We start from the raw sequence: 218 nt of genomic DNA, 5'->3' as shown, positions 1-218 counted from the left end.
AAAATGAGAAGTCCTATCTTGCACAGAATAAAACCTTAAGGGCAGTTGTTTTAAACGGTAAGCTTCCGATACAGAATGTTGCAGCGAAAACAGGAGAGGCAGAGGGAATTGCCGTTGATTTCCTTAACTATATCTCCGAGGAGACAGGTTTAACGATTGAATATATCGGCATTACGGATCCGGAAGAATACCGCTCGGTAATTTTGAATGATCAGGCC

General features: G+C 42.2%; 1 protein-coding gene. It reads left to right on the top strand.

The annotated features are described in order from the left end of the window. Positions 1-218, top strand: a 218-nt coding sequence (locus HJV72_RS19265) for a hypothetical protein (protein WP_208073488.1), incomplete at both ends; no start/stop codon positions are given.

Source organism: Extibacter sp. GGCC_0201, from assembly GCF_017566055.1.
GTDB lineage: Bacteria > Bacillota > Clostridia > Lachnospirales > Lachnospiraceae > Extibacter.
This window is presented reverse-complemented; position numbering and strand designations above follow the sequence as displayed.